The 506-nt window shown below is 62.8% G+C and carries 1 protein-coding gene and 1 pseudogene; one reads left to right on the forward strand and one right to left on the reverse strand.

The features are described 5' to 3' along the window. Positions 1–237, forward strand: a pseudogene (locus EN749_RS36995) (DNA-binding protein); the annotation flags it as partial. A gap of 54 nt (positions 238–291) precedes the next feature. Here EN749_RS36995 and EN749_RS37000 read toward each other — a convergent pair. After that, on the reverse strand, positions 292–506 hold a 215-nt coding region (locus EN749_RS37000), incomplete at its 5' end, for a hypothetical protein (RefSeq protein WP_210214775.1).

The following is a 506-nucleotide window of genomic DNA, read 5'->3' on the forward strand; positions in this document are numbered from 1 at the left end:
ATCCAGCGAGAAGGGGAGGTGGTGCACCTCGTCGCCCACGAGCTGACCGATCTGTCCGCCGAGCTGGCCAGCGTGGGAAACCGCGAGACGCCGTTTCCGTTGCCGCACGGCCGCGGGGACGAGGCTCATCACGGCGGATCGGGCATCGATTCACGCGGCATGCCGAAGGGGCGCGACATCGTCGATACCTATGACCATATCGAACATATCAAGGTCAAGACGCGGGACTTCCGGTAGCGATTCCGGACGGCCACTTCAGCAGCATGTTGTGCACACTATTGTCGCGCACGGTTAACGGCCGATTGGCAGCAGCTCACCCCATGCCGGATCCCAAATGTCGTCGCTCTCAAGCGCAACGACTGCCCGCACCTTTTTAAAGTCGGCGAGCACCTCCACCGCCGGACGCCGCCCCGTTTCCTGATCCGCGGCGTAGCCGGTGTATTTGTGACCGTCCGGCTCAAACCACTTCAACGATTCCACGGTAGCCATGGCGTCGCCCTTGCGGC

Source organism: Mesorhizobium sp. M7A.F.Ca.ET.027.02.1.1 (genome assembly GCF_004022985.1).
Classification (GTDB): domain Bacteria; phylum Pseudomonadota; class Alphaproteobacteria; order Rhizobiales; family Rhizobiaceae; genus Mesorhizobium.